Annotated in this window: 21 protein-coding genes; 11 read left to right on the top strand and 10 right to left on the bottom strand. The window is 70.9% G+C overall.

The window, feature by feature from the left end; translation table 11 throughout:
• Positions 1-126: 126 nt before the first annotated feature.
• Together MHO01S_RS08025 and MHO01S_RS08030 are read left to right on the top strand one after the other, a co-directional pair.
• The gene (locus tag MHO01S_RS08025; protein ID WP_060959448.1) at positions 127-1,584 is read left to right on the top strand and encodes an aspartate ammonia-lyase; all 1,458 of its coding nucleotides are present in this window, start codon (positions 127-129) and stop codon (positions 1,582-1,584) included.
• Positions 1,585-1,667: 83 nt separating this feature from the next.
• Positions 1,668-2,084, top strand: coding sequence for a hypothetical protein (locus tag MHO01S_RS08030; RefSeq protein ID WP_060959449.1), 417 nt, complete (start codon positions 1,668-1,670; stop codon positions 2,082-2,084).
• Positions 2,085-2,158: 74 nt separating this feature from the next.
• Here the strand turns inward: MHO01S_RS08030 and MHO01S_RS08035 are convergent, their stop codons facing one another.
• A complete protein-coding gene (locus tag MHO01S_RS08035) occupies positions 2,159-3,025 on the bottom strand; it encodes a fumarylacetoacetate hydrolase family protein (RefSeq protein ID WP_060959450.1) in 867 nt (288 codons plus the stop codon).
• Between the two features lie 219 nt (positions 3,026-3,244).
• On the opposite strand from MHO01S_RS08035, the gene MHO01S_RS08040 reads away from it, so the two are divergent.
• Together MHO01S_RS08040 and MHO01S_RS08045 are read left to right on the top strand one after the other, a co-directional pair.
• Complete coding sequence (locus tag MHO01S_RS08040; protein ID WP_060959451.1) at positions 3,245-3,613, top strand: FKBP-type peptidyl-prolyl cis-trans isomerase; 369 nt, start codon at positions 3,245-3,247, stop codon at positions 3,611-3,613.
• Between the two features lie 141 nt (positions 3,614-3,754).
• A complete protein-coding gene (locus MHO01S_RS08045; RefSeq protein ID WP_060959452.1) occupies positions 3,755-4,321 on the top strand; it encodes a YceI family protein in 567 nt (188 codons plus the stop codon).
• Here the strand turns inward: MHO01S_RS08045 and MHO01S_RS08050 are convergent.
• From MHO01S_RS08050 to MHO01S_RS08060, 3 genes are all read right to left on the bottom strand, one after another.
• Positions 4,287-5,321 (bottom strand): DMT family transporter, encoded by a 1,035-nt coding sequence (locus tag MHO01S_RS08050; RefSeq protein WP_371836321.1) that lies wholly within the window; start codon positions 5,319-5,321, stop codon positions 4,287-4,289. The genes MHO01S_RS08045 and MHO01S_RS08050 overlap by 35 nt on opposite strands.
• 118 nt (positions 5,322-5,439) lie before the next feature.
• Positions 5,440-6,738, bottom strand: coding sequence for an MFS transporter (locus MHO01S_RS08055; protein WP_060959453.1), 1,299 nt, complete (start codon positions 6,736-6,738; stop codon positions 5,440-5,442).
• A complete protein-coding gene (locus tag MHO01S_RS08060; protein WP_060959454.1) occupies positions 6,735-6,956 on the bottom strand; it encodes a DUF167 domain-containing protein in 222 nt (73 codons plus the stop codon). Before MHO01S_RS08060 ends, MHO01S_RS08055 begins: the two co-directional genes overlap by 4 nt.
• 136 nt (positions 6,957-7,092) lie before the next feature.
• On the opposite strand from MHO01S_RS08060, the gene rpsO reads away from it, so the two are divergent.
• The 3 genes from rpsO (at position 7,093) to MHO01S_RS08075 (ending at position 8,614) form a co-directional block, all read left to right on the top strand.
• On the top strand, positions 7,093-7,362 hold the full coding sequence (gene rpsO, locus MHO01S_RS08065; protein ID WP_005048780.1) for a 30S ribosomal protein S15: 270 nt from the start codon (positions 7,093-7,095) through the stop codon (positions 7,360-7,362).
• Positions 7,363-7,494: 132 nt separating this feature from the next.
• Positions 7,495-8,124 (top strand): hypothetical protein, encoded by a 630-nt coding sequence (locus tag MHO01S_RS08070; RefSeq protein WP_060959455.1) that lies wholly within the window; start codon positions 7,495-7,497, stop codon positions 8,122-8,124.
• Positions 8,125-8,203: 79 nt separating this feature from the next.
• Positions 8,204-8,614: a GNAT family N-acetyltransferase gene (locus MHO01S_RS08075; protein WP_157553764.1), complete on the top strand. Its 411-nt coding sequence runs from the start codon at positions 8,204-8,206 to the stop codon at positions 8,612-8,614.
• Here MHO01S_RS08075 and MHO01S_RS08080 read toward each other — a convergent pair.
• Positions 8,611-9,621, bottom strand: a complete 1,011-nt coding sequence (locus MHO01S_RS08080; RefSeq protein ID WP_060959457.1) for an isopenicillin N synthase family dioxygenase — start codon at positions 9,619-9,621, stop codon at positions 8,611-8,613. The genes MHO01S_RS08075 and MHO01S_RS08080 overlap by 4 nt on opposite strands.
• 52 nt (positions 9,622-9,673) lie before the next feature.
• Positions 9,674-10,831: an acyltransferase family protein gene (locus MHO01S_RS08085; protein ID WP_061782124.1), complete on the bottom strand. Its 1,158-nt coding sequence runs from the start codon at positions 10,829-10,831 to the stop codon at positions 9,674-9,676.
• A gap of 143 nt (positions 10,832-10,974) precedes the next feature.
• On the opposite strand from MHO01S_RS08085, the gene MHO01S_RS08090 reads away from it, so the two are divergent.
• Positions 10,975-12,171 (top strand): LLM class flavin-dependent oxidoreductase, encoded by a 1,197-nt coding sequence (locus MHO01S_RS08090; protein ID WP_174524669.1) that lies wholly within the window; start codon positions 10,975-10,977, stop codon positions 12,169-12,171.
• Complete coding sequence (locus MHO01S_RS08095) at positions 12,168-12,830, top strand: FMN reductase (RefSeq protein WP_061782126.1); 663 nt, start codon at positions 12,168-12,170, stop codon at positions 12,828-12,830. The genes MHO01S_RS08090 and MHO01S_RS08095 overlap by 4 nt, the downstream gene beginning before the upstream one ends.
• 22 nt (positions 12,831-12,852) lie before the next feature.
• Here the strand turns inward: MHO01S_RS08095 and MHO01S_RS08100 are convergent, their stop codons facing one another.
• Positions 12,853-14,706 (bottom strand): glycoside hydrolase family 15 protein, encoded by a 1,854-nt coding sequence (locus MHO01S_RS08100; protein ID WP_061782127.1) that lies wholly within the window; start codon positions 14,704-14,706, stop codon positions 12,853-12,855.
• Between the two features lie 52 nt (positions 14,707-14,758).
• On the opposite strand from MHO01S_RS08100, the gene MHO01S_RS08105 reads away from it, so the two are divergent.
• Entirely contained in the window at positions 14,759-16,144 is a 1,386-nt protein-coding gene (locus tag MHO01S_RS08105) for a glucose-6-phosphate dehydrogenase (protein ID WP_061782128.1), read from the top strand.
• Here the strand turns inward: MHO01S_RS08105 and MHO01S_RS08110 are convergent, their stop codons facing one another.
• On the bottom strand, positions 16,145-16,825 hold the full coding sequence (locus MHO01S_RS08110; protein ID WP_060959462.1) for a response regulator: 681 nt from the start codon (positions 16,823-16,825) through the stop codon (positions 16,145-16,147).
• Positions 16,822-18,087 (bottom strand): sensor histidine kinase, encoded by a 1,266-nt coding sequence (locus MHO01S_RS08115; RefSeq protein WP_061782129.1) that lies wholly within the window; start codon positions 18,085-18,087, stop codon positions 16,822-16,824. The genes MHO01S_RS08110 and MHO01S_RS08115 overlap by 4 nt, the downstream gene beginning before the upstream one ends.
• A 164-nt stretch (positions 18,088-18,251) precedes the next feature.
• Between MHO01S_RS08115 and MHO01S_RS08120 the strand changes: the two genes are divergently transcribed.
• A complete protein-coding gene (locus MHO01S_RS08120) occupies positions 18,252-19,694 on the top strand; it encodes a cation:dicarboxylate symporter family transporter (RefSeq protein ID WP_061782130.1) in 1,443 nt (480 codons plus the stop codon).
• A gap of 38 nt (positions 19,695-19,732) precedes the next feature.
• Here MHO01S_RS08120 and MHO01S_RS08125 read toward each other — a convergent pair whose 3' ends face one another.
• Positions 19,733-20,335 carry a DedA family protein gene (locus tag MHO01S_RS08125; protein ID WP_082808059.1) on the bottom strand — a complete coding sequence of 201 codons (603 nt, stop codon included), beginning with the start codon at positions 20,333-20,335 and terminating at the stop codon, positions 19,733-19,735.
• Positions 20,336-20,441: the final 106 nt, after the last annotated feature.

Here is a 20,441-nt window from a genome sequence, read left to right on the forward strand (position 1 = left end):
GGTCGATGACCGTGGCGGAGGGCGCCGGCGTCTCCGGTGTACGTCGTGTACACCGGACGCGCCGCGTCGCCGCGGGTAGGCTCGACCACGACCACCCGAGGCGACGACCCAAAAGGACCTGCACTCATGGCACTGGACGCAACGACGCGCACCGAGACCGACTCCCTGGGATCGATGGAGATCCCCGCGGATGCCTACTGGGGCATCCACACCGCCCGCGCTCTGGAGAACTTCCCCATCTCCATGCGCCCCATCTCCGTCTACAAGGACCTCGTCACCGCCCTCGCGATGGTCAAGCAGGCCTCCGCCCGCGCGAACCTGGAGATCGGCGTGCTGGATGCCGAGCGGGCCGACCTCATCGATCGCGCGTCCCAGCGGGTCATCGACGGCGAGTTCCACGACCAGTTCGTCGTGGGCGTCGTCCAGGGCGGCGCCGGCACCTCCACCAACATGAACGCGAACGAGGTCATCACCAACATCGCGCTGGAGCTGGCCGGACGCCCGAAGGGCGACTACGCGTTCCTCTCGCCGATCGATCACACGAACCGCTCGCAGTCGACCAACGACGTGTACCCGACGGCCGTCAAGGTGGGCCTCAGCCTCGACCTCAAGACGCTGCTGGAGGAGCTCGACCTCCTGCGCCGCTCGTTCCTGGCGAAGGCCGTGGAGTTCCACGACATCCTGAAGATCGGTCGTACGCAGTTGCAGGACGCCGTCCCGATGACGCTCGGGCAGGAGTTCCACGGGTTCGCGACGACCCTCGGCTACGACCATCAGCGCCTCACCGAGAACGCCTATCTCCTGTTCGAGATCAACATGGGCGCCACCGCCATCGGCACGGGCATCACGACGCATCCCGGCTATGCGCCGGCGGTGCTGCGCCACCTGCGGGAGATCACCGGCCTCGACCTCGCGACCGCCGACGACCTCGTCGAGGCGACGAGCGACACCGGCTCGTTCATGTCCTTCTCCTCCACCCTCAAGCGCAACGCCATCAAGCTGTCGAAGATCGCCAACGACCTGCGGCTGCTCTCCAGCGGTCCTCAAGCGGGTCTCGGAGAGATCAACCTGCCCGCGCGTCAGGCGGGCTCCAGCATCATGCCCGGCAAGGTCAACCCCGTCATCCCGGAGGTCGTCAACCAGGTCGCGTTCTCTGTGGCGGGCGCCGATCTCACCGTGACGATGGCGGTGGAGGGCGGCCAGCTCCAGCTGAACGCGTTCGAGCCGATCATCGCGCACTCGATCTTCCAGTCGATCACCTGGATGCGCCGGGCCATGCGCAGCTTCCGGATCAACTGCGTCGACGGCATCACCGCGAACCGCGAGCGCCTCGGCGCCATGGTCGGCTCCTCGGTCGGCGTCGTGACGGCCCTCACGCCGTTCATCGGCTATGCCGCCTCGGCGGCCCTCGCCAAGACGGCGCTGCTCACGCACCGCAACGTCGGCGACCTCGTCGTCGAAGCCGGTCTCATGAGCCGCGACGACGTCGACAAGCAGCTGTCGCCCGCGCGGCTGTCGGGGTTGGAGGCGATCACCCAGGCGATCCCGATCGTCCAGCCGGCGGAGAACCTCGTCGAGAGCTGAGCGCAACCCTTTGCGGGCGGCCGTCAACGCCCGATAGCGTACGTCTCAATCCGGCACCCTGTACCGAATCACCGAGGAGAGACATGACCGACCCCACTCAGCCCCCCGTCAACCCGCCGACGCCCCCGTCGGCGCCGCCCGTCGCACCGCCCGCCTACCAGGCGGCTCCCGCGTACGCCGGACCGCCCGCCCCCGGGGCGCCGGTCCCCGGCCGCACCCTCGGCATCGTCGCGTTCGTGGTGGCGATCTTCTTCAACATCATCGGCCTCATCCTGGGCATCGTGGCTCTCGTGCAGAGCCGCAAGGCGGGGGTCAAGAACGGCTGGGCGGTCGCGGCGATCATCGTCGGTGCCGTGCTGGCCGTGGTCGGCGTCATCGTCGGCATCATCCTCGTGGCCGTGTTCGCCAACGCGGCAGGCGATCTCATCCAGTTCTGCGCCAACAACCCCAGCGGGGTGTACGAGGTGAACGGGCAGACCGTCACCTGCAACGGCGGCTGATCCCGCGAACGTGCGACGGCCCGCTCCTGCGCTTCGGCGCGGGGCGGGCCGTTCGTCGTCGAGCGGTCGCGGCCTCAGTCCAGGATGCGGCAGTGCGTCGTGAGCTCGCCGATCCCGTCGATGCCGACGGTCACGGTGGAGCGGTCCCGGAGGAAGATCTGTGGGTCGCGCGAGTAGCCCGCACCGCCGGGGCTCCCCGTGGAGATGAGGGTTCCCGGCAACAGCGTCGCCGACTGGGAGAGGTGCGCGATCAGCGTGGCGACCGAGCGGATCATCTGCCCCGTCGAGGCGTCCTGCACCATCTGGCCGTCGACGACGGCCCAGATGTGCAGATCCTGCGGGTCGGGGATCTCATCGGCCGTGACGACGAACGGGCCGTTGGGGGTGAACCCGTCGAACGACTTGCACCGCGACCACTGCGCCTCGGAGAACTGGATGTCGCGCGCCGTGATGTCGTTGACGACGGTGTATCCCCACACGTGATCGAGCGCGTCCTCCGCCGGGACGTCCTTCGCGGGCGCGCCGATCACGACACCGAGCTCCGACTCGTAGTCGACCGACTCGCTGAGCGTGCGCGGCCAGCTCGTCGTGCCCTCGTTGCCGGCCAGGGAATTCGGCCACAGCGTGAACACGGTCGGTGCGGTGTCGGCCTTCAGGCCGAGCTCGCTGGAGTGCGCCGCGTAGTTGAGGCCGACCGCGAGGACGATGGGCGGCGCGGCGACGGCCGGCCCGAACACGAGCCCCGCGAGGGGGATGCCCTCGGCATCCGCGGCCGCCTCTCGCACCCGTGCGAGCAGGTCGTCGCCGCCCTCGATGAGGGATTGCAGCGTGCGCGGCGCGCCCGCGAACAGGGCGCCCACCGGGGCGACACGTCCGGGGGCGACGACGGCGACCAGCTGCGGATCGTCCGTCTCGGGCAGCACGACGTGGGCGAAACGCATCCCTCCAGGGTAGTGGGGACGGCGCGACGGCGCAGGTTTTGGTGATTACGGTCGCGACGCGGGTCTCCGCAGGTTGCAGTGGGAAAGACTCAGCGCCCGGTGCCGCGGCGATGCCTGCGTGTCTCCCGGGCGCTGAGTTGGCCTACAGTCATTGTCCGTCGGTGCTCTCGGGGGTGTCAAGAGGGTGCCCGCGGCATCCGCGCATGCTTGGATGGAGGCATGACCGAAGAGCGCACCAAGCCCGAGTTCGACGCCCCGACGGGGCCTGCTCCCGCGGACCTCGTCATCCGCGACCTCATCGTCGGTGACGGCGACGAGGCGAAGCCCGGCGACAACGTCACCGTCCACTACGCCGGCGTCGAGTACGAGTCCGGTGAGGAGTTCGACTCCTCCTGGGGCCGCGGCGAGTCGATCCAGTTCCCGCTGCGCGGCCTGATCCAGGGATGGCAGGACGGCATCCCGGGCATGAAGGTGGGCGGTCGCCGCGAGCTCGTGATCCCCCCGCACCTGGCGTACGGACCGGCCGGCGGCCACTTCCTGGGCGGCAAGACGCTCATCTTCATCATCGACCTGCTGAAGGTCGGCTGACCACTGGACGTTCCTCGGGGGCGGATGCCGCGGCATCCGCCCCCGAGGTGTTCGCCGAGAGTTTTTTCATTCTTGGGAATACATACCCGGTCGACGTGTTGACTATGCGCAGACCGGTTCCCCCGACGAAGGACGACTGACATGACCGACACGACCACCACCGCCCCCGAGATCCCCGGCTACAAGGCCGGCACCTGGGTCCTCGACCCCGCCCACAGCGAGGTCACCTTCAGCCTGCGCCACATGATGATCTCGAAGGTCCGCGGCGTGTTCGGCCTGAAGAGCGCCACCATCGAGGCGCCCGAGAACCCCCTGGACGCCAAGGTCACCGCGACCGTCGACGTCGCCTCGATCAACACCAACGACGAGAACCGCGACAACCACCTGCGCAGCGCCGACTTCTTCGACGTCGCCCAGTTCCCGACCATCGAGTTCGTCTCGACCGGTGTCCGTCTCGACGGCGGCGACTTCCTCGTCGACGGCGACCTGACGATGCACGGCGTCACGAAGCCGGTCACCTTCACCCTCGAGTTCGGCGGGTTCGGAACCGACCCGTACGGCAACTACAAGGCCGGTGCGACGGCGACCGGTGTCATCAACCGCGAGGACTTCGGCCTGACCTGGAACGCCGCCCTCGAGACCGGTGGCGTCCTCGTCGGCAAGGACGTGACCATCACGCTCGATCTGCAGGGCGCGCTGCAGGCCTGATCCGATCCGATCGACGGCGGTCGCCCCCGGCATCCCGGGGCGGCCGCCGTCGTGGCATCCGCAGCCGGTTCTGCGCCAGGAGGATGCCGAGGAAGACGACCGCCGCACCGACCGGCTCGTGCCAGCTGACCTCTTCGCCGAGCACGAGCACGCCGAGTGCGACGCCGACCACGGGGGTGATGTAGGTCACGGTGGAGGCCGCCGTCGGCCCCCAGGCGCGCAGCGTGTTCTGGTTCCAGATGTAGGCGACCCCCGTGCCGAGACATCCCAGCAGGACCATGCTCCCCACGATCCAGGGATCGAGGGTGACGGGCGAGAGCGCGATCGCCGGGGCGATGAGCGTCATGAGGACGGCCGCGATGCCGATGTTGACGAACGAGAAGGCGAGGGGCGTCATCCCCGAGTCGCGGAGGAAGCGCCGCATGTAGGCGAGGCTGAACCCGTAGCACGCCGTCGCGCCGAGCAGGGCGAGCTGTGCCACGAGGCTGTGCGTGAGATCGAGCCCCGTCCACGGCGCGATGATCACCACGACGCCCGCGATGCCCACGGCGATCCCGGTGATCTGGACGGGCTTCAGTCGTTCGACCCGGAACACGGCGGCCGCCATCACGGCCGTCATGATCGGCGTGGTCGCGTTGTAGATGCTGCCCAGACCCGAGGAGACGTGCTGCTCCGCCCAGGAGAAGAGCAGGAACGGCACGACGCAGAAGCTCACCGCGAGCACCGTCATGTGGCCCCAGACGCGCGCGCCCGCGCCGCGGACGGCCGGCAGGCGGTCTCGACGGGCCAGGACGAAGAGCCCGAGGGTGAGCGCGCCCAGCACGAGCCGCCCCCACGCGACCTGCGCGGGGGAGATCCCCTCCAGGGCGACCTTCATGAACAGGAAGCTCGAGCCCCAGATGACGCCGACCAGCACGAACTGCACGGCGATCACCGAGGAGGCGGGCCCTGCCCCGGGGCGCGGTGCGGCCACGGCGGCGGCGGGCGTGGAGACGGTCACGCGGCGACTCTAGCCGCGGCATCCGACGTCGGGACGGGTCCGCGAGCGTGACGTCCGAAACCCGCCGACGGCTGGCAGGAATGCGACGGCGCACCTCGCGCCCGCTCGGGCGCTGCGCTCAGGCGAGAGGGTTCTCGGCGTCGTACGCGCGGAAACGGGGGCTCAACCGCGCGAGCGTGGCGACGATCGCGATGATCAGGATGCCGCCGACCAGCGGCGGGAACCACAGAGTCGTGATCGTCGCCAGCGTGCCCGCGTAGAGCGCGCCGACGCGCGGACCGCCCGCGACGACGACGATGAAGATCCCCTGGAGCCTTCCGCGCACGGCGTCCGGAACGGCGGCCTGGAGCATCGTCGAACGGTAGATCGCGCTCACGTTGTCGGCGGCGCCGGCCACCGCGAGCGCGACGCAGGCGGCGACGATCATCGGCACGTTCGCGTGCTCGGCATCCACCGTCGCCGGTGCGCCCAGCCCCACCGCCGCCAGCAGCAGCGCCAGGGCGAAGGCGCCGATGGCCCCGCCGTACACCTCGATCGCCCGCGTGATGCCGCGCCCGTGCCAGCGGTAGCCGCCGACCCGGCCGGAGAACAGACTCGACAGGAAGGCGCCGGCCGCGATGGCGGCGGTGAGGGCCCCGGCCGTCACCGGTCCGCCGCCGAGCAGCACCATGCCCAGGGCGGGGAACAGCGCCAAGGGCTGTCCGAACGTCATCGCGACGATGTCCATGACGAACTGCAGCCGGATGTTCGGGGCGCGCTTCAGGAAGGCGATGCCGTCCTTCAGTGACTCCAAGCCGGGTCGTACCGTCTCGCCCTCCGGTCGCATCGTCGGCAGCGTCCACAGGCCCAGGAACAGGCTCAGCATCAGGACGACGTCGAGGGAGTACGTCCACGCGTAGCCCGTGGTGGCCACCAGCACACCGGCCAGCGCGGGCCCGGCCATCACCATGATGCCGACCGTCACCCCCTGCAGTGCCGCGGCGGAGGGCAGCAGCTCGCGGGGGAGCAGGCGGGGGATGATGGCGGATCGGCTCGCCATCACGATCGAGTTCGCCGCCGAGTTGACGACGCTGAGCACGTAGAGCGACCAGACCGCCTCCTGCTGCGTCCACGCGAGGACCGCGAGCAGCAGGGTCGAGACGAAGGTGACCGTCGCCGCGGTGAGCGCGACCGTGCGCCGATCGAAGGCGTCGGCCAGCATGCCGCCGTAGATCCCGGCGAGCACCATGGGCACCAGTCCCGCCACCGCGATCATCGACACCGCGAAGGTCGATCCGGTCAGCGCGTACATGTGCAGCATGACGGCCATGATCGTCAGCTGCCCGCCGAGGCCCGACAGCGTCGACCCGATCCACAGACGGGCGAAGGCCGGGCTCCGCCGGAACGGCGTGAGATCGATCAGATGGCCGCCGCTCACCGGTCGACCTCGACGCGCTTGTGGCGCGAGGCGTGTCCGCGGAGGATCGTCACGTCGCGCGGCGGGACACCGAAGTGGGCCGCGAGGGCCCGCACGACGCCGTCGTTGGCCGCGCCGTCCACGGCGCGCTCGCGCACGAAGACCGTGAGGCCCTCGGCATCCTGCTCGACGAGGGGGCCCTTGCGGCTGCCGGGCTTGACGTGGACGGAGAACTGCACGTGACCGAGCCTACGAGTTTCCGCGACGGCGTCGGCGCTGGTAGACTCCTGAGGTTGCCGTTCGATCGGCCGCGGAGAAAGAGAGCCCACGCATCAGGCGTCGGGCGCCGCGCAACGAAGAGGAAGGGGATCACCTATGGCACTGGAAGCAGACGTCAAGAAGGCGATCATCGAAGAGTACGCGACGCACCCCGGTGACACCGGATCCCCCGAGGTGCAGGTCGCGATGCTGACGCAGCGCATCAAGGACCTCACCGAGCACCTCAAGGAGCACAAGCACGACCACCACTCGCGTCGTGGGCTGTTCCTGCTCGTCGGTCAGCGTCGTCGCCTGCTGGGTTACCTGCAGGACATCGACATCAACCGTTACCGCTCGCTCATCGAGCGTCTCGGTCTGCGCCGCTAAGGCTTCGCGCCCCCGCGTTCAATCGCGCAAAACATTCTTGGAGAGCCTCCCCACGGTGTGGGGAGGCTCTCGTCATTTCCCGGCCCGATCCGCTCCTCGTATGCTGATGCCACATCGAGAGGGGGTCGTACCGTGCACACCCGCAGGCGCACCAAGATCATCGGGATTCTGTTCGTCGTCGCGGCATCGGCCTCGATCATCCTGTTCGTCGCGATGCCCGACTCGGTCTTGCAGCAGGCGCTCGCCGCCGCAGCCACCGTCTTCGCCGCGGTGGCCATCTGGTTTCAGATCAAGGCCGAGAAGGACGTTGCGATCGGTGAGTTCATCATGAACCTCAACAACAGCTTCAACGACAACGCCTCCATCGGGAGGGTGTACGGACGGCTGGTCAGGGAGAAGCGGCTCGCGGACCGCGATCAGTACGACGCGATGGTGTACCTCACGTTCTTCGAAACCTGCTACCTCTTGCACGCTCGCCGGGTCGTGGATATCGCGCTCCTGGATGATCTGTTCGGATACCGTTTCTTCGTCGCGATGCACAATCCCGACATCCAGCGCATCGAGCTGATTCCCGATCGCTACAGCTACCGGAACCTCATCACCCTGTACGACATCTGGCGCGACCACGTACGGGCGCAGGGTCGGTGGGACGAGTACGCGTCATCGACCGAACTGGAAGCGGCGTTGGGTGCGGAGTACGGCGAACTCCTGCACTCGGCCGCGGGCCGGCGGAAGGGTGCTCGACGTGGTTCAGCTGCGTAGGCCGCATCCTGACGAGGCTCCGACGATCCATCGGCTGCTCGAGGAGGCCTCGAGGACCGAACCCGAGGGTCGTTTCATCGTGGATCCGCTCGACGTCGTCGCGCGTCACCTTGGCGGCCCGGACGGGTTCACGGTGGTCGCCGGCGACGGCGATCTCGTCGTCGCCGCGATGATCGTGCGGTTTCCTCGGGACGCCGAGGACAACCTGGCACGCGGTCTCGGATACGACGATGCGACCGTCTTGGCGGCTGCGCACATCGAGTCGGTTGCGGTCGCACCGTCGTACCGCGGCCGTGGACTGCAGCGGGCACTCCTGAGCTCTGTCGAGGAGGAACTCGTCCGTGACCACGTTCCCGTCGCGTTGGCGACGGTGTCGCCTGACAACGAGCCGAGTCGTCGCAACTTCCTGAAGGCCGGCTACGTCGACCTGGCACGCCGCAAGATGTACGGCGGTGTGGATCGGATCATCATCGGCAAGCAGCTCTCCTAGGCGCGAGCGGCCAGCAGGTCGGCGTGCCAGCGCTCGGCCACGTCGGGGTGTGCCCGCAGCCGGGACTTCAGCGCGTTCTCGCCGTAGAGGGCGTGGATGGGGTTCGTGGGGTCCTGCGTGACGCCGCGCGCCTGTGCGGCGAGCTCGGGGGGCAGCTCGATGAGCGGGAGCCGGGCGTCGAGGGCCGGGTTGAAGAAGAACGGCACCGAGATGCGATCCTCGGGCGCGCGCGGCGATACGACGCGGTGGTTCGTCGCGATGAGGTAGCCGCCGGTCGCGTACTCGAGCATCTCGCCGATGTTGACCACGAACGCCCCCGGCACCGGGGGCGCATCCACCCATTCGCCGTCGCGCTCGACCTGCAGGCCGCCCTTGCCGGGCTCGACCCACAGCAGCGTGAGGACACCCGAGTCCTTGTGGGCGCCGACGCCCTGGGCCGGCTCGGGCGCGCTCGAGCCGGGGTAGCGGACGATCTTGAGCAGTGTCGACGGTTCGCCGAAGTGGTCGTCGAAGTAGTCCTCGGGCGCGCCGAGGGCCAGAGCCCACGCGCGCAGCAGCCGCCGGGCGACGCCCGTCAGATGCTCCTGCCAGGCCGACGCGACCTCGCGCAGCTCGGGCTGCGCCGCGGGCCACAGGTTCGGCCCGATGAGCCGTGCGAACGCCGGGGCGTCCGGGTCGTCGACGACATCGCGCTCGGGGCCGATGTCGATCTGCTCGCGCCAGTCGACCTTGCCCTGCGTGCGCTCGCCGCCGATGCGCGTGTAGCCGCGGAAGTGTGCACTGGTGACGTTCTCGATCGCGAGCTTGTCGGCATCCGGGAGGGCGAAGAAGTCCCGCGCGGCGCGGTGCAGCCGTGCTTCCAGCTCGCCGTCGACGCCCGTGCCGGTGAGGTAGAAGAACCCGACGTCGTGGGTCGCCGCCCGCAACTGCTCGCGGAAGAGGGCGGCCTGTTCGGGGCCGGCTTCGAGGAGGGCGAAATCGAGCACGGGCAGGTTCAGGTCGCTCATGAAGGCGAGGGTAGGCGGATGCCGACACCTGCGCGCGCTGTGTTGCGCCCGGTTACCGCTCGGGCTCGCGGTGCGGTCGCGGCCGCGGGTCCTGACGGGGTCGGCGCGAGCCGGTGGGGTCGGAGCGATGGCCTTCGCGCCCGGCCAGCGTCGGGTCGGCGAACAGCCAGCGGGGGCGGGGCTCGACGAGCGGCCGGAAGACCGTGCGCACGGGCCGCGTCGCGAGGCCGAGCGCGATGACGACCGACAGGACGACCAGCGTCGGCAGCCAGAGCCACGTCGGCTCGGCGCTGCGCAGCAGGCCGGTCTCGCGGAACGGGTACAGCACGAACGAGTGGAGCAGGTACACGTACATCGTGTAGCGCCCGAACGCCGTCCACCCGTACGCGCCGCGGGGGACGAGGGCGAAGAACGCGACACTGAGGACGAGCGCGATCGCCATCAGCGCCAGGCGCACCGCGGCCGACCACCAGGGGCCGCCGAGCGCGGCGTAGTCCTGGTCGTAGAACAGCCACTGGCGCAGGTCGACCGCGCGCCAGGTGTCGGCGAACAGCCACGCCACGGCGCCGGCCGCGGCGAACAGGGCGACGGCCGCGATCCGCGGACCCCTGCGGCGACGGCGGAGCAGGTCGAGCCGTTGCACGATCCGGTGGTGCGACACCCACCACCCGAGGGTGAAGAACGGGAGCAGGCCCAGCGTGCGCGACAGCGACAGGGTCGAGTCGACGTTGGGCCAGTAGCCGACGGCGAGGGAGACGGCGACGGTCCACGCGAGCGGCCACCGCAGGAGCGCGAGGTAGGGCAGCACGAGCCGGAAGATGGCGAGCGCGAGCAGGAACCACAGCGTCCAGGACGGCTGGGTGAGGTTGGGGTTCGCCTCGCCCTCGACGAGCCACTTCGTCAGCGTCCACAGGCTTTCGAACACCACGTAGGGGGCGACGATGTCCGTCAGCACCCGGGCCATCTGCCGCCGCGACGGCCCGTCCGACGTCGAGAAGTAGCCGGAGATCAGGGCGAAGGCGGGCATGTGGAACGCGTAGACGACGAGGTAGAGCGCCAGCGCGGCGTCGCTGTCGTACGTGAGGCGTTGGATGGCGTGGCCCAGGACGACCAGCACGATGCAGGCGAAGCGCGCGTTGTCCCACAGTGGCACCCGTCGTTTCGCCGGGCGCGGTGCCGGGGAGGCGGGCGAGGGGACAGGGTCGGTCATCGTCTGGTCACCCTACCGGGGGAGCAGGACGGGGCGGGAATAACCTGGACAGCACCGCGTTGCACCAGATACATTCATTTGCATGTATTGGATGCCGAGGCATCCGGAAGGCGAAGGACACCGTGAACGAGAAGAGCCCGCAGATGCAGTTCGGCATCTTCACCGTCAGCGACATCACGCAGGACCCGACCACGGGCCACACGCCCAGCGAGGCCGAGCGCATCCGCGCGACCGTCGAGATCGCGAAGCACGCCGAAGAGGTGGGCCTGGACGTCTTCGCCCTCGGCGAGCACCACAACCCGCCGTTCTGGTCGTCGTCCCCGACCACCACGCTGGCCTACATCGCCGCCCAGACCGAGCGGCTCATCGTCTCGACCTCGACGACGCTCATCACGACGAACGACCCGGTGAAGATCGCCGAGGACTACGCCATGCTGCAGCACCTCTCGGGCGGACGCATGGACCTCATGCTCGGCCGTGGCAACACCGGCCCGGTCTACCCGTGGTTCGGCAAGGACATCCGTCAGGGTCTGCCGCTGTCGATCGAGAACTACGCGCTGCTGCACACGCTGTGGCGTGAGGACGTGGTCGACTGGGAGGGGAAGTTCCGCACGTCCCTCCAGGGCTTCACCGCGACCCCGCGGCCGCTCGACGGCGTCGCGCCGTTCGTCTGGCACGGCTCGATCCGCACGCCCGAGATCGCCGAGCAGGCCGCCTACTACGGCGACGGCTTCTTCGCGAACAACATCTTCTGGCCCGCCGAGCACTACCAGCGCCTCATCGGCCTGTACCGCCAGCGCTGGGAGCACTACGGTCACGGCGCCCCCGAGACGGCGATCGTCGGCCTCGGCGGACAGGCCTTCATGGCGAAGAACTCGCAGGATGCCGTGAACCAGTTCCGTCCCTACTTCGACAACGCCCCGGTCTACGGTCACGGCCCCTCGATGGAGGACTTCACCGAGATGACGCCGCTGACGGTCGGCTCGCCCCAGCAGGTCATCGACCGCTACGCGGGCATGCGCGACATCTTCGGCGACTACCAGCGCCAGCTGTTCCTCATGGACCACGCCGGACTCCCGCTGAAGACCGTGCTCGAGCAGCTCGACTTCCTCGGCGGCGACGTCGTGCCCGTCCTGCGCAAGGAGTTCGCGAAGGACCGGCCGGAGAACGTGCCCGACGCGCCCACGCACGCCTCGCTCGTGCGCGCCGCGTACGGCGACGGCCCGGCACGCCAGGCCACCCCGCGCGCCAACCGCGGCGACAACCTCAGCGGCCCGTCGCCCTATCAGGACGCGCCCGCGCCGGCCGGCGCCGCGTTCGGTGTGGGGGCGACCCGATGAGCGCCCGGCGCATCGCCGTCGTCTCCGCCGGCCTGTCCAACCCGTCGTCCACCCGCATGCTCGCCGACCGTCTCGCGGCCGCGACCGTGACGGCGCTGGGGGAGCAGTCGGGACCCGACGGCGCCCCCATCCAGGCCACCGTCGACACGATCGAGCTGCGCGATCTCGCGCACGACATCACGAACAACCTGCTGACCGGCTTCGCGCCGCCCGCGCTGGAGTCGGCCATCAACACGGTGGTCTCGGCCGACGCGCTCATCGTGGTCACGCCGATCTTCTCGACGAGCTACTCGGGCCTGTTCAAGTCGTTCATCGACGTGCTCGATCCCGACGCCCTCACCGGCATGCCGGTGCTGATCGGGGCCAATGCGGGAACGGCGCGGCATTCGCTCGCGATCGACTACGCCATCCGCCCGCTGTTCGCGTACCTCCACGCCGAGACGGTCTCGACCGGTGTGTTCGCGGCATCCAGCGACTGGGGAGCCGCCGCCGATCAGGTCGCACCGCTGAGCTCGCGCGTCGAGCGCGGCGCCCGCGAACTGGCCGAGGCCGTCGCACGCCGTCAGCCCGCCGGCAGCGGCGACCCGTTCGACCCGGCGAACTACCTCGGCGAGGGACGCTCGTTCGGCCACCTGCTCGGCGGTCTCGCCGGCGAGTGAGCCCGCACGTCGACGCCCCCGATCACGCTCCGGCGCGGTCGGGGGCGTCGCCGTGCGCCGCCTCGGCGCGGGCGAGGGCGGATGCCGCGCGCACCAGCGCCAGGTGCGACAGCGCCTGCGGGGTGTTGCCGGCCTGGCGTCTGCCGGCCACGTCGTACTCCTCCGACAGCAGGCCGACGTCGTTGGCGCGCGAGCAGGCACGGTCCATGAGCGCGCGGGCGTCGTCGAGCCGGCCGCTCGCGGCGTACTGCTCGACGAGCCAGAAGGAGCAGGCGAGGAACGGGTTCTCGGTGCCCTCGAGGCCGTCCACGCCGGACTCGGTCCGATAGCGCAGCACGAGGCCGTCGACCATCAGCGTGCGCTCGATCTCGGCGACGGTCGCCAGCATCCGCGGGTCGTCGGCGGCGCAGAAACCGACCACCGGCAGCAACAGGAGCGACGCGTCGACCGCATCGGTGCCGGCGTGCTGCACGAAGTGCCCGCGCGCCGACACGCCGCGCCGATCGATGTCGGCGCGCACGCGATCGCGCAGACGCTCCCACCGCTCGTCCGGCCCGTCGAGGCCGAACTCGCGCACCGACCGGACGCCGCGGTCGAACGCCGCCCACACCATCGCCCGCGAGTGCGTGAACAGCTGCGGGTCGCCGCGGATCTCCCAGATGCCGTTGTCCGGCTCGTCGATGCGCTTCTCGGCCCGGCGCAGCAGGGCACGCTCGAGCGGCCACGAGATGTCCGACTGCTCGATGCCCGCCTGCCGCGCCGCGAACAGGCAGGTCATCACCTCGCCCGTGACGTCGGCCTGGTACTGCCCGGCCGCGCCGTTGCCGATGCGCACGGGGGCGGCGCCCCGGTAGCCGGGGAGGCTCTCCAGCTCGCGCTCGGCGAGGTCGCGCTCGCCCGCGATGCCGTAGACGATCTGCAGGTCGGCGGGATCTCCCGCGATGGCCCGCAGCAGCCACCGCTGCCAGTGCTCCACGACGTGCGCGAAGCCCTGTCCGAGCAGCACCTCGATCGTCAGGGACGCGTCGCGCAGCCACACGAACCGGTAGTCCCAGTTGCGGCCGCCGCCGAACTGCTCGGGGAGGGACGTGGTCGGTGCGGCGATGATCCCGCCGGTGTCGCGGTGCGTCAGCGCGCGCAGGGTCAGCAGCGAGCGCACCACGGCCTCGCGGTGCGGGCCGTGCACGTCGATGCGCTGCGCCCACGTGCTCCACCAGTCGCGGGTGCGGGCGAGAGCCGCGTCGACGTCGAGCGGCTCGGGCGCCGGACGGTGCGAAGCGTGCCAGGTGAGGGTCAGGTCGCGCCGCTCACCCGACGAGACGCGGAACGCACCGCGGTGCAGATGGTCGGTGGCCGTGAGGGCGGCGCCGCGCAGGACCACCGCATCCGGGCCGGCGATGGCGGTCAGCTCGGGCGCCTCGGCGGTGCCGGTCTGGCGCACCCAGGGCAGGGCCCGCGCGTAGTCGAACCGCAGCCGCACGCGCTGCTCGAACTCCACGCTGCCGGAGAGGCCGACCACGCGCCGGACGAGGTCGGTGCGGCTCGCGGTGTCGAGGTGGTGCGGATCGACCGGGAGGCAGTCGTGCACCTCGGCGACACCGTCGGCGCTCTCCCAGCGCGTGACGAGCGTGAACGTCTCGCCGTCGTAGCGCCGCGTGTGCTGTGCCTGCGGATCGGTCGGGCGCAGCATCCACTGCCCGTGGTGCTCGTCGCCGAGAAGCGCGGCGAACACCGACGCCGAGTCGAAGCGCGGCAGGCAGAGCCAGTCGATCGACCCCGATCCCGACACCAGCGCCGCCGTGCGGCTGCTGCTCAGCAGCGCGTAGTCCTCGATGGGCGCGGGCGAGGAGTCCGATCCTGCAGGTGCATCTGCCACGCAACGATTCTGCCGTCTCCCCGGGGCGGAGGGGGCCACGTAGGGTGTGCTCATGGGCGACGTGTCGACACTGGCCATCATCGGAGCGAGCGGCGATCTGACCGAGCGGCTGCTGCTGCCCGCGGTCGCCGACCTGCTGAAGAGTCAGCCCGATCGCCGCATCCATCTGCTGGGGGTGGGACGCACGGCGCTCAGCGATGCGCAGTGGCGGCGTCGCGTGCGCACCGCGTTTCGCGAAGCGGATGCCGAGGAGGCGTTCGCCGCGGTGGCCTCCACGCCCTACCTCGCCGTCGACGCGACCACCGCCGCGGGGTTGCGCCGCGTCGTGCGCGACGCCCCCGACGGCCGGCTCGTGCTCTACTTCGCCGTGCCGCCGGCGGCCGCGGCGGCCGCGTGCGCCGCGCTGTCGCCGGGCGACCTGCCGGCGGGGACCGTGCTGGCGCTCGAGAAGCCGTTCGGCGAGGACGAGGCGAGCGCCCGCGCGCTGAACGAGGTGCTGCGGACGCTGCTGCCGGAGGAGCAGATCTTCCGCGTGGACCACTTCCTCGGCCGATCCACGGTGCTGAACGTGCTCGGCGTCCGCTTCGCCAACCGCCTGCTCGAGCCCGTGTGGACGGCCGAGCACGTCGAACGGGTCGAGATCCGATTCGACGAGACCCTGGGCCTCGAGGGGCGCGCGGGCTTCTACGATCGCGCGGGCGCCCTCGTCGACATGATCCAGAGCCATCTCCTGCAGGTCATGGCGGTCGTCGCGATGGAGCCGCCCGCGGCGCTGAACGCGACCGACGTCCGCGACGCGACCGCCGCGGTCCTGCGCGCCACGCACGTCTGGGAGGACAACGCGGTGCGCTTCTCCCACCGAGCCCGCTACACGGCCGGCACCGCCGGCGGCGAGCAGATGCCCTCCTACGTCGACGAGTCGGGCGTCGACCCCGCACGCGAGACCGAGACGCTGGCACAGGTCACCGTGGAGGTGCGCAACGCGCGGTGGGCGGGCGTGCCCTTCACGCTGCGGTCGGGGAAGGCCCTGGATGCCAAGCGTGCGGAGATCGACGTGGTGCTCCGGCCGGTCCGCCACCTGCCCGCGGGCTTCACCGGCGACGCCGCCGGCAGCGTCATCCGCTTCTCCCTCGGCCCCGACCGGGTCACGATGGACATCTCCGTCAACGGCGGCGACGGGCCGTTCGCGCTGCACCGGGCCCGCCTCGAAGCCGATCTCGGCCTGGGCTCGCACCAGGCCTACACCGAGGTGCTGGCCGCGATCCTCGACGCGGACGCGATGCTCTCGGTGCGCGGCGACGTCGCCGAGGAGTGCTGGCGGATCATCCAGCCCGTCCGCGACGCCTGGCGGCGCGGCGACGTGCCGCTCGAGGAGTACGCCGCCGGATCGAGCGGGATCGGGTGGGACGACGCGGGTGCCGCGGCATCCGGGCGCTGATCAGCGCCAGCGGTACTCCGTCTCGGGGCGCCCGCGCGTGCCGTACCGCGGCGAACGCTCGACCCGTCCCGCGTCGGCGAGGTGTTCGAGGTAGCGGCGCGCCGCCACGCGCGACATCCCCAGCGCATCGGCGGCCTCCGTCGCCGAGAGGGGGCCGCGGTCGCGCACCGCGTCCGACACGCGATCGAGGGATGCCGGAGACAGGCCCTTCGGCAGCACGACGGGACCCGTCGGGCGCAGAGCGCCCAGCATCGCGTCGATCTCCGACTGCGTCGCCGCTCCGGTCGCGGCACGGGCTCGCGCGCGATACACGCGGTACTGATCCAGTCGATCGTGGAAGGCGGCGAACGTGAAGGGCTTCACGAGGTACTGCACCGCACCGAGCGCGATCGCCTGACGCACCACGTCGGCGTCGCGCACCGAGGTGATCGCGATCACATCGACGTCCGCGGCGCGCGCCCGGATATGGCGCAGGACGTCCAGCCCCGTGCCGTCGGGCATCGTCATGTCGAGCAGGACGAGATCGATCCGCGACCGCTCGGGCGCCTCGAGCACCGCCGCGACGGCGGCGCGCGCGCCGGCGCATTCGGCGACGACCTCGAAGCCCGGCACGCGGCTGACGTAGGTGCGATGCAGCTCGAGGGTCAGGGCCTCGTCGTCGACCAGCAGCACCCCGATCATGACAGTCCCGTCGGCAGCACCACGCGGAACGTCGTCGGCGACAGCCCCAGCGAGATCGTCCCGCCGACCTCGTCGACGACCGCGCGCACCAGGGCCAGACCCACCCCCCGGCCGTCCGCGCCGGCGGGCTTGGTCGAGAAGCCCCGCTCGAACATCCGCGCGCGGGTGTGCTCGTCGGGTCCCTCGCCCGAGTCGGCGACGCTGAGCAGCAGCTCGTCCTCAGCGGTGCGCGACATGTGCACGCGCACCCAGCGCGGCTCCGGGCCCGCGGCCGCGGCATCCAGGGCGTTGTCGATCAGGTTGCCGACGAGGGCGACCGCGTCGATCGGCCGGAGCAGCGAACGGGGCGCGTCGGCGGCGATGTCCGCGCTCCACTCGATTCCCCGCTCCATCGCCTGGGACGCCTTGCCGAGCAGCAGCGCCCCCACCGTCGGGTCGCCGTCCGTCCGCGCGGCGACCTGGTCGACCAGCGCCTGGCTCTGGCGTGCAGAGTCGGTCAGGATGCCGATGGCGTCGGCGCTCCGGCCGAGCTCGATCAGGGCGACGGCGGCGTGCATCCGATTGCCGTGCTCGTGCGTCTGCGCCCGCAGCGCCTCGCCGAGCGTGCGCATCGACTCGGCCGAGGCGAGGGTGTCGCGGATCGCTCCGGCGGGGAGGTCGCCGGCGACGCTCCGGGTCGCTCGGCGTGCGAGCACCGCCCCCGCCAGTCCCGCCCCGACGAGGGCGAGCCCGACCGCCGCGACCACCAGCAGCCGCGGCACGACCTGCGCGGTGACGGTGCGCACCGTCACGCCGACCGACACCCAGCCCACGAGGCGCCCGTCCGCCTCCACCGGCACGATCGTGCGCAGCGACGGACCCAGGGTTCCGGTGAACTCCTCGGTGATCGTCTGCGGCGAAGGCGGGATCGTGCCGATGTAGTGCTGGCCGATCTGGGCCGGGTCGCGGTGCGTGATGCGGATGCCGGCCGTGTCCATCACGGTGACGAAATCGACGCCCGCGCTCGACATCACCTCGCGCGCGATCGGCTGGAGCGTGCGCGTGGCCGCCTCGCCGTCGCCCGCCGCGAGAGCGGACCGGACCTCGGGAAGGCCCGCGAGTGTCGCGGCGACGGCCTGGGTCGCTCGCTCCGCCTCGGCGCGGGCCGCCCGCTGGGCCTCCAGCACGAGCAGCCCCGCCGTCCCCAGCGCCAGCACGAGCGCCGCACCGGCGAGCCACAGGAACAGCCGGGACGCGGCGCTGCGTCCGATGCTGCGGGCCATGGCGCCCCTCTCGACGGTGAACGGCGGTGGCGTGCGTCGCCGCCCGGGGGCGGGACCAATACGACCACAAGTGAACCACGTGGTCCCGGCGGGCGCACTCTGGGCACGTGGCCGCCAACGTCGGCGGTCCGCGAACAACGACCCGTTCACACCTGGAGGCGGACATGGCCCTCTCGACGACATCTTTCAGACTCCCCGGCTACAACTGGCGCCGCGGCAAGACGTCCTGGGACAAACACACCTGGCTCTACGTGTCGGTGATCATCGCCGTCGTGCTGGGCGCCGTCGTCGGCCTCGTCTGGCCCGAGTTCGCGAAGGGGCTCGAGCCGATCGGCAAGGCGTTCGTCAACCTCATCAAGATGATGATCGCGCCGATCATCTTCTGCACCATCGTGGTCGGCGTCGGTTCCATCGCCAAGGCCGCCACGGTCGGCAAGATCGGCGGGCTGGCCCTGGGCTACTTCATGGTGATGACGACGTTCGCGCTGTTCATCGGCCTCGTCGTGGGCAACATCATCCACCCGGGCACGGGACTGGACATGTCGAGCTCGACCTACGACGCATCCAGCATCGAGGCCACCTCGACCACCCAGTTCCTCATGGGGATCATCCCCACGACGTTCTTCTCGGCCTTCACCGGCGAGAGCGTGCTGCAGGTGCTCTTCATCGCGCTGCTGGTCGGTTTCGCCCTGCAGGGACTCGGCAGCAAGGGCGAGCCGATCATGTACGCCGTCAAGCAGCTGCAGGTGCTCGTGTTCCGCATCCTCGGGATGATCCTCTGGCTCGCCCCGATCGGCGCGTTCGGCGCGATCGCCGCCGTGGTCGGCAAGACCGGCTTCGCCGCCATCGTCAGCCTCGGCATCCTCATGATCGCGTTCTACATCACGTGCGCCGTGTTCGTCTTCGGCATCCTCGGGGTGCTCCTGTACGCCGTCACCCGCGTGAACATCCTGCGACTGATGAAGTACCTCGGTCGCGAGTATCTGCTGATCGTCGGCACCTCCTCGAGCGAGTCCGCCCTTCCCCGGCTGATCGCCAAGATGGAGCACCTCGGCGTCTCGAAGCCCGTCGTCGGCATCACCGTCCCGACCGGCTACTCCTTCAACCTGGACGGCACGGCCATCTACCTGACGATGGCGTCGCTGTTCATCGCCGCGGGCATGGGAACGCCGATGTCGTGGTCCGAGCAGATCGGCCTGCTCGTGTTCATGATCATCGCCTCCAAGGGCGCCGCCGGGGTCACGGGGGCGGGTCTGGCGACGCTCGCCGGCGGGCTCCAGGCCTTCCGCCCCGACCTCGTCAACGGGGTGGGCGTGATCGTGGGCATCGACCGGTTCATGTCCGAGGGGCGCGCCGTCACGAACTTCACCGGCAACGCCGTCGCGACGCTGCTCATCGGCACCTGGACGAAGCAGATCGACCGCGACCGCGTCCGCGAGGTGCTCGCCGGTCGGGCGCCGTTCGACGAGTCCACCCTCACCGGTGACGGCCACGACGGCATGTCCACCGCGACCGGCGCCGTCGGCACGCAGGGACTCGAGCAGGCCGCCCTCGATGAGGCCGCCGCGAAGGAGGAGCGCGCCCGCCGCCGGGCGGCCGCGCACTGACGGCGCGGTCACGTCGCCGCGTCCGGGCGTGCCTGTCCTCAGGCCTCCGGGGCGCGGCGTCGCCGCGCGCGGCCCGCCACGGCGTCGGCGGCCGCGCCGAGGGCGAGCGCGAGGGCGATCGAGACCGCGACGGCGACGACCGTGCCGCCGGGCACGATCGCGGCGACGGCGGCTCCCAGCAGCGCCTGATAGAGCGCCCACGCCGTCGCCGCGGGAGCGGCCAGCAGCAGGTACCGCGGCACCGGCATGCGGGAGGCGCCCGCCGCGAGATTGACCGCCAGGCGGGCGAACGGGATGAAGCGGGCCGTGAACATCAGCGTCGCCCCGCGCCGCGCGAGGGCGTCGCGGGCCCAGCCGAACGCGGCGGTCACGCGCGGCCCCCGCATCCATCGCCAGCGATCGAGGCCGACCGTTCGTCCGAGGGCGTAGCAGCCGAGGTCGCCGAGCAGGGCGGCCAGCGCGGCGACGGCGATCACCGCGATCAGCGGCGGCGCGCCCTCGGCCACCGCCAGCGCGCCGAAGGTCGTCACCGCCGCCTCGCCGGGGATCACGACGAGCAGCGCATCGCCCAGCACCAGCCCCGCCATCGCCGGCAGCGCCCACGGGCTGTGCGCGAGAGCCTGGAGCCATGCGTCCGTCACCGTCCCGGAGTAGCACGGGCCCATGAACGCGCGGCGAACGCGCGCGGCGGGGATGACCGTGCGGTGACCGTCCGCGGAGCGTTCGGGGAACACTGCGTTCCCGGGG

It is taken from the genome of Microbacterium hominis NBRC 15708, from assembly GCF_001592125.1.
Lineage (GTDB): Bacteria > Actinomycetota > Actinomycetes > Actinomycetales > Microbacteriaceae > Microbacterium > Microbacterium hominis.

Bases quoted from the DNA above. Each gene is read 5' to 3' on its own strand.
- rpsO (WP_005048780.1), top strand. From the start codon at position 7,093: ATGGCACTGGAAGCAGACGTCAAGAAGGCGATCATCGAAGAGTACGCG.
- MHO01S_RS08090 (WP_174524669.1), top strand. From the start codon at position 10,975: ATGCAGTTCGGCATCTTCACCGTCAGCGACATCACGCAGGACCCGACC.
- MHO01S_RS08105 (WP_061782128.1), top strand. From the start codon at position 14,759: ATGGGCGACGTGTCGACACTGGCCATCATCGGAGCGAGCGGCGATCTG.
- MHO01S_RS08115 (WP_061782129.1), bottom strand. From the start codon at position 18,087: ATGGCCCGCAGCATCGGACGCAGCGCCGCGTCCCGGCTGTTCCTGTGG.
- MHO01S_RS08085 (WP_061782124.1), bottom strand. From the start codon at position 10,831: ATGACCGACCCTGTCCCCTCGCCCGCCTCCCCGGCACCGCGCCCGGCG.
- MHO01S_RS08025 (WP_060959448.1), top strand. From the start codon at position 127: ATGGCACTGGACGCAACGACGCGCACCGAGACCGACTCCCTGGGATCG.
- MHO01S_RS08030 (WP_060959449.1), top strand. From the start codon at position 1,668: ATGACCGACCCCACTCAGCCCCCCGTCAACCCGCCGACGCCCCCGTCG.
- MHO01S_RS08110 (WP_060959462.1), bottom strand. From the start codon at position 16,825: ATGATCGGGGTGCTGCTGGTCGACGACGAGGCCCTGACCCTCGAGCTG.
- MHO01S_RS08040 (WP_060959451.1), top strand. From the start codon at position 3,245: ATGACCGAAGAGCGCACCAAGCCCGAGTTCGACGCCCCGACGGGGCCT.
- MHO01S_RS08035 (WP_060959450.1), bottom strand. From the start codon at position 3,025: ATGCGTTTCGCCCACGTCGTGCTGCCCGAGACGGACGATCCGCAGCTG.
- MHO01S_RS08080 (WP_060959457.1), bottom strand. From the start codon at position 9,621: ATGAGCGACCTGAACCTGCCCGTGCTCGATTTCGCCCTCCTCGAAGCC.
- MHO01S_RS08120 (WP_061782130.1), top strand. From the start codon at position 18,252: ATGGCCCTCTCGACGACATCTTTCAGACTCCCCGGCTACAACTGGCGC.
- MHO01S_RS08095 (WP_061782126.1), top strand. From the start codon at position 12,168: ATGAGCGCCCGGCGCATCGCCGTCGTCTCCGCCGGCCTGTCCAACCCG.
- MHO01S_RS08045 (WP_060959452.1), top strand. From the start codon at position 3,755: ATGACCGACACGACCACCACCGCCCCCGAGATCCCCGGCTACAAGGCC.